The sequence below is a fragment of the Labrys miyagiensis genome, from assembly GCF_030160835.1.
GTDB classification, from domain to species: domain Bacteria; phylum Pseudomonadota; class Alphaproteobacteria; order Rhizobiales; family Labraceae; genus Labrys; species Labrys miyagiensis.
This window is the reverse complement of record NZ_BSPC01000008.1, coordinates 56,082-62,081: the sequence shown is the minus strand read 5'-3', so window position 1 is coordinate 62,081 and position 6,000 is coordinate 56,082. Positions and strand designations below refer to the sequence as shown.

Annotated in this window: 5 protein-coding genes, 1 pseudogene and 1 other annotated feature; of the genes and pseudogenes, 4 read left to right on the top strand and 2 right to left on the bottom strand. The window is 59.9% G+C overall.

From position 1 onward, the window contains the following. Positions 1-341 (bottom strand): transglutaminase N-terminal domain-containing protein (locus tag QQL24_RS05610; protein ID WP_284310914.1); only part of this gene is annotated, 341 nt, incomplete at its 3' end. 231 nt (positions 342-572) lie between these two features. Next, positions 573-746 carry a hypothetical protein gene (locus QQL24_RS05605; RefSeq protein ID WP_284310913.1) on the bottom strand — a complete coding sequence of 58 codons (174 nt, stop codon included), beginning with the start codon at positions 744-746 and terminating at the stop codon, positions 573-575. Positions 747-906: 160 nt separating this feature from the next. On the opposite strand from QQL24_RS05605, the gene QQL24_RS05600 reads away from it, so the two are divergent. From QQL24_RS05600 to QQL24_RS05585, 4 genes and pseudogenes are all read left to right on the top strand, one after another. Beyond that, on the top strand, positions 907-1,602 hold the full coding sequence (locus QQL24_RS05600; RefSeq protein ID WP_284310912.1) for an IS6 family transposase: 696 nt from the start codon (positions 907-909) through the stop codon (positions 1,600-1,602). A 264-nt stretch (positions 1,603-1,866) separates the two neighbouring features. Beyond that, positions 1,867-3,405: a Fic family protein gene (locus QQL24_RS05595; protein WP_284310911.1), complete on the top strand. Its 1,539-nt coding sequence runs from the start codon at positions 1,867-1,869 to the stop codon at positions 3,403-3,405. A gap of 51 nt (positions 3,406-3,456) precedes the next feature. Next, a pseudogene (locus QQL24_RS05590) lies at positions 3,457-4,562 on the top strand (IS3 family transposase); the annotation flags it as partial. Then, positions 3,615-3,731 (top strand) — a sequence feature (AL1L pseudoknot). Its footprint overlaps the pseudogene before it by 117 nt. Before the next feature lie 471 nt (positions 4,563-5,033). Beyond that, a complete protein-coding gene (locus QQL24_RS05585) occupies positions 5,034-5,999 on the top strand; it encodes a Tim44 domain-containing protein (protein ID WP_284310910.1) in 966 nt (321 codons plus the stop codon). Position 6,000: the final 1 nt, after the last annotated feature.

Here is a 6,000-nt window from a genome sequence, read left to right as displayed (position 1 = left end):
GCTAAATCGGGCGCTTCTTCTGGCGAGTAGTGAACGGGATAGCTAAGGGCTTCTTGATCAATAGTGAAATCAGGCGCCGCGTCGGGGCTATGGTCGACAAGAAGACTTGCCTCGAACCGCAATTCCTGGGCGGCGCCGGAAAAGGACACCTCAGCCACGCAGTTCCCAAAGACGTCGTGGGACCATCGAATCGCGCTTTGGGTCGGCCAGACCTGCAAGGAGGAGGAAATCAGCTTCTGATCGAAGCTGTCACGCGGTCTGAACATCAAGCGATGTTCGGCAAAAGTAACCGGACGCCTGTAGCGGTACGTCGTCGTATGGACAATTCGATATAAGCTCATCGGTCTCGCGATCGTTCAAGAACGGGACTAGCTTCGCAATCCGTTCTGCACCTGGTCAAGGTGAGCCGAGCCTCCCACAGTGTTCGGCCCGTATCCTTGGACTTCCACACTGTCACCCACGGACCTCTATCGGGTATTCCTACGTGTTAATCGGCGTCATAAATTAACCACAGCATCCGTACCAACAGCAGAGCCCTCGCGTCCCGATCGGCATCCAATTCAACTGCCAATTCACATACTGACCACGACAAAGGAGAATGCTGGATCGCACCATTGTGCGTGCGCACCAGTATATGGCCAAGGACCGAGGCGGCGGTCGCCCAGGTCCTTGCCGTTGGCGATTGCGAGCAGCGTCGCAACACTCTTGGTGATCTTGCCGAAGAGGATGGCGGTGGCGAGCGACATGAAGGCGGCTCCCGGAATGGAACCGCAAGGATAGCAGGCGCCGCGGCACAGGTGAAAGATGGGAAGATAGTCGACCGAAGGCGAGATCTTCTGGGTGTTCGCCGAGGCATTGTCACGGGACCTTTGACGCTGTGCGGCGTGCTGCGATAGGGCAAGGGGCATGCAGCCGATTTCCTACGCTCGTCACCAATTCCCGCCCGAGATCATTCGTCATGGTGTGTGGCTCTATCTGCGCTTCACCTTGAGCTATCGAGATGTCGAGGAGCTGCTGGCCGAGCGCGGTCTCGAAGTCTCCTACGAGACAATCCGAAGGTGGGTACTCAAGTTCGGGCCCGCCTTTGCTCGGAACCTGCGTCAACTACGGCCCCAGCCTTCGGCCACATGGCACCTGGACGAAATGGTTGTCTCAATTCAGGGCCGACGCTTGTTCTTGTGGCGAGCCGTCGACTGCGAAGGCGAGATCCTCGACGTGCTGGTGCAATCGACGCGGGACAAGGTTGCTGCCTTGAAGCTTATGCGCAAGCTCCTGAAGAAACAGGGCTTTGCTCCCAAAATGCTTGTGACTGACAAGCTTGCCTCCTACGGAGCCGCACACAGGGAACTGGGCCTTTCGGGGCATCATGAGCTGGGTCTACGCAAGAACAACCGGGCGGAAAACTCGCATCAAGTCGTGCGGCGGCGAGAGCGGAAGATGCAGAGGTTCAAGTCACCCGGGTCCGCCCAACGCTTCCTCTCGATCCACGCCGCCGTCTACAACACCTTTAACCTCCAGCGTCATCTGGTCTCTCGTGCCACGCTGCGGCGCTTACGTGTCGAGGCCGACCAACAGTGGCAGACTGCAGCCGCGGCCGCCTGAGCCTAACGTCCGCTGACTGAACGTGCGCCTCACTTGGGTTCCCGTGACAATGCCCTGCCGGCCATCATGATGGGCGGCCGATGAGCGACGGTCGGATCGGCATTGGTACGCCCGTCAATGGGTGCAGATCATCCGCCGATCGTCTGGCCGTGTTATCGAAATTCATGGATTAGGCGGAATTGTTATCGATTTTCATGGAAAGTTATCGATTTTCATGGCAGTATGGGTTTTAGTATTGTTATTCGACTATAGGTATTGAAATTCATGACCGACGCTCCCCGGAATCGATTTTCAGGAGCTGTTACCGTTTTTCATGACCGGCGGCTGCCTGAAGAGGCGCAGCCGGTGGGCTATGCCGCGCTGATCGACGCTTACGACCTGGCCGTTCCCGTGCCGCTGACGCTCGCCGCCATAGGCCAGCGGTACAAAATCTATGAGGCCGACAATTGGCGGATTTATACACCACGCCACCGTCCCGACGATAGCCTCACTGGCCATCTGACTTTCGCACTTCGTTACGAAGGGCTCGATCTGTGTGCTTTGAAAGCTTTGTTCCGCCAGACAGGACCAGAGCCGATCGCCGCCATGGTGCATGCGGCTCCGACCGGGAGGTTCGCTCGCCGCGTCTGGTTCTTGTATGAGTGGCTCTTGCAGGCGAGTCTCGATCTTCCGGACGCGACGGCCGGTGCCTATGCGCTTGTCGTCGATCCCGACCAGCAATGGGCGGCGGATGGCACCAACTCAACGCGCCACCGCGTCAAAAACAATCTGCCCGGCACGCCCGCCTTCTGCCCGATGATCTTCAGGACGCCGACGCTTGAAGGTTTCGTTGCGCGCAATCTCGCGGACCAGGCGCGGGCGCTTGTCGCCGACGTGCCCGCCGACCTGCTGGCCCGGACTGCCGCCTTTTTGTTGCTGAAAGACTCGCGCTCCAGCTTCCAGATCGAAGGGGAAGACCCGCCGCAGGAGCGTATCCAGCGATGGGGGCAAGCCATTGTCGAAGCCGGACGGCGTCCGATCGACCGAGAGGAATTACTCCGCCTGCAACGGATCGTGATCGGCGACGCGCGCTTCGTTCATCTTGGCCTGCGCACTGAAGGCGGGTTTGTCGGCGAGCACGACAGGGGCACGGGCGCGCCCATACCCGACCATATCAGCGCGCGCCATGAAGATCTGGCGGATCTCGTGGAAGGGTTGATTGTCTTCGACCGCACCGCCGCGCGCGCACTCGATCCCGTGCTGGCGGCGGCGATGCTGGCCTTTGGCTTTGTCTATATTCATCCGTTTGAGGACGGAAACGGCCGTCTGCATCGTTTTCTGATCCACCATGTGTTGGCGGAGCGGGGGTTCAATCCGCCGGGAGTGGTATTTCCCGTCTCTGCCGTCATTCTCGACCGCATCGACGAATACCGCCGAATGCTGGAGAGCTATTCGCAACGCCTGTTGCCGCTTATCCGGTGGCAGCCAACCGACCGCAACAATGTCGTGGTGTTGAATGATACGGCTGATTTTTACAGATATTTCGACGCGACGCAGCATGCTGAGTTTCTGTTTTCATGCGTGGCGCGGACAATCGATGTCGATCTGCCGGCCGAAACCGCGTTTCTGAGAGCGTACGATCAGTTCAAGGCGCGCGTGTCCGCGATTGCGGACATGCCGGACAGGCTGCTCGACCTTCTGTTTCGGTTCCTCCGGCAGAATGGTGGTGTGCTTTCCAAGCGCGCCCGTGAAAAAGAGTTCGCCGCTCTGACGGATGTAGAAGCGGCACAGATCGAAGCGATCTTTGCCGACGTCCAACTATAGGCGGAAGGGGCTGTGTCAGAGCAAATTGCCCAAGGTGGCGGCATAGGGTAGGCAGAGCGGGACGACGGGGTTCGCCCCGGCCCGACGAGCACGGAACAATCGCGGATCCGGGAGCTTGAGCGGGAGAACCGCGAGCTTCGCCAGGCGAACGAGATCCTGCGCAAGGCATCGGCGTATTTTGCCCAGGCCCCTTTCGGCGCATGCAAGCATGCGCCTGTCGGGCAAGGGGAGTTCGACCGCCGGTTCAAGCCATGAAGGCGTTCATCGATGAGCATCGCTCGGAGTATGGGGTCGAGCCGATTTGCAAGGTGTTGCCGATCGCCCCTTCCACCTATTGGGAGCATGCGGCCCGCCAAGCCGATCCGGCTCGCCGGCCGGAGCGTGATCGGCGGGATGACAGGCTTTGCGATGAGATCGAGCGGGTTCATCACGAAAACCTGTCGGTCTACGGCGTGCGCAAGATCTGGCACCAACTGGGCCGGGAGGGGCGTCAGGTGGCGCGCTGCACGGTCGGCCGCTTGATGAAACGCATGGGCTTGCAAGGGGTTATTCGAGGCAAGGGGGTCAAGACGACGGTGAGTTCGCCGGCAACACCTTGCCCGCAGGACAAGGTCAATCGCAACTTCACGGCGAAGCGTCCCAATGCCTTGTGGCTGCCGGATTTTACCTATGTCTCGACCTGGTCGGGCTTCGTTTACGTGGCCTTTGTGATCGATGCCTTTGCCCGCCGCATTGTCGGCTGGAAGGCCTCCACCTCCATGCAGTCCACCTTCGTGCTGGATGCCCTGGAGCAAGCCCTGCATGCCCGCAGGCCTCTCAAGCAAGCAGGGCTCGTCCATCATTCCGATCGGGGCGTGCAGTATGTCTCGATAAAATATACCGATCGATTGAAGGAGGCCGGCGTCGAGCCTTCGGTCGGCAGCGTCGGCGACAGCTACGACAATGCCATGGCGGAGACCATTAATGGTCTTTACAAGGCCGAGGTGATCCATCGACGCTCCTCACGGCGCACCATGAGCGAGGTTGAGATGGCGACATTGGAATGGGTCGACTGGTTCAATAATCGAAGGCTACTCGAGCCGATCGGGAATATCCCGCCGGCCGAGGCTGAAGCGCTCTACTGGGCGCAAGAAGCCGAGTTCGCCGAAGCGGCGTGACTCAAACGAAACTGCCTCCGGCAAACCCGGCGCGGTTCAAGCTCGCTGCGGCTTATGGGTGCCACACGGCACGCCCCAATCGTTTCGCAGAGCCTGAGACGGCTACCACTGCCGCCTTTGCCCCAGACGGCCCGACGCTGATCGAACTCCGCGAGAACGCTGAGTTTCTGGGGTAAACCGGACAGGGGACGTTATGCGACTTCCGATAGGTGACGGAAGTCGCATGGCTCTATCCTGCCCCGCAACCACGCCGCCCATAGGATCGGACACACGTATCTGCGTCGGCCTTCGCTATCGCGACGCGTCACTTTCCTAGAGATGCTATGACGCCCAAGAGTAGGACGCCGTTGCGAGAGTGGCGAATGACGTGTGTCGTGACACGCTCTGCCGCTATCCTGGCCTGGGCTCGACTTGTGGAGGTGTCATCCCCATATGCCAGTGGTGCGCGTATGTGCGCGGGAGATGCTGTCGATGCGCTTGAGTGCCTTCGATTGTCGGCAATTTGTTTCAGTCTTGGCAATTTTGCTGCTGGCGTTGTTTGCAGGGGCCGAGCATGCCGATGCCCGGCGTGCCTCCGGGGGTGGCTTCGGTAGCCGCGGAACACGGACCTTTCAAGCCCCACCAACGACAACGGTGGCCCCCACGCCTGCTGCTCCCATCCAGCGGTCGATGACGCCGCAGCCTCAAATCAACCAGACGACCCCGAACCAACCGCAGGGCACTGCGCCACGCCCCGGCATTTTTAGCAATTTCGGCGGTTCGCTCGTTGGAGGGCTGTTGGTGGGCGGCTTGGTAGGGGCGCTTCTCGGGTATGGTTTCGGCGGAGGAGCGGGCATCCTGGGTATGCTGCTGCAAATCGGAATCATCGTCGGAGCGATAATGCTGGTGATGCGCTTTATCCGGGGGCGCCAAGGACAGGCTTCCTCAGCTTCCGCACCCAATGGGCAAGGCGTGTTCAATGGGTTGGCGGGCTTGGGCTCCTCCCCGGCTCCGGCAAGGCAGGCGGCCTCTGCTCCACCGCGCGGCATCGATGAGATCGGGCTAGCTCGGGATGATTTCGATACTTTCGAAAGACTCCTGGATGAAATCCAGTCTGCCTATGGCCGAGAGGATTATGCGGCGCTTCGAAGCCGAACAACGCCCGAGGCTATGTCATATCTGGCGGAAGAGCTGGGTGAAAACGCGACTCGCGGGGTGCGCAACAGCGTTTCCGATGTCCGCCTTCTGCAAGGCAACCTCGCCGAAGCGTGGCGAGAAGATAACACTGAGTACGCGACTCTCGCGATGCGTTATTCGAGCGTCGATGCAACACTCGATCGTGCGAGTGGGAAAGTAGTCGAGGGCGACACGAAGAATGCCACGGAAGCCACCGAAGTATGGACATTCGCTCGAAGAGCCGGGGCCGATTGGAAGCTCTCTGCAATCCAGTCAACATAAA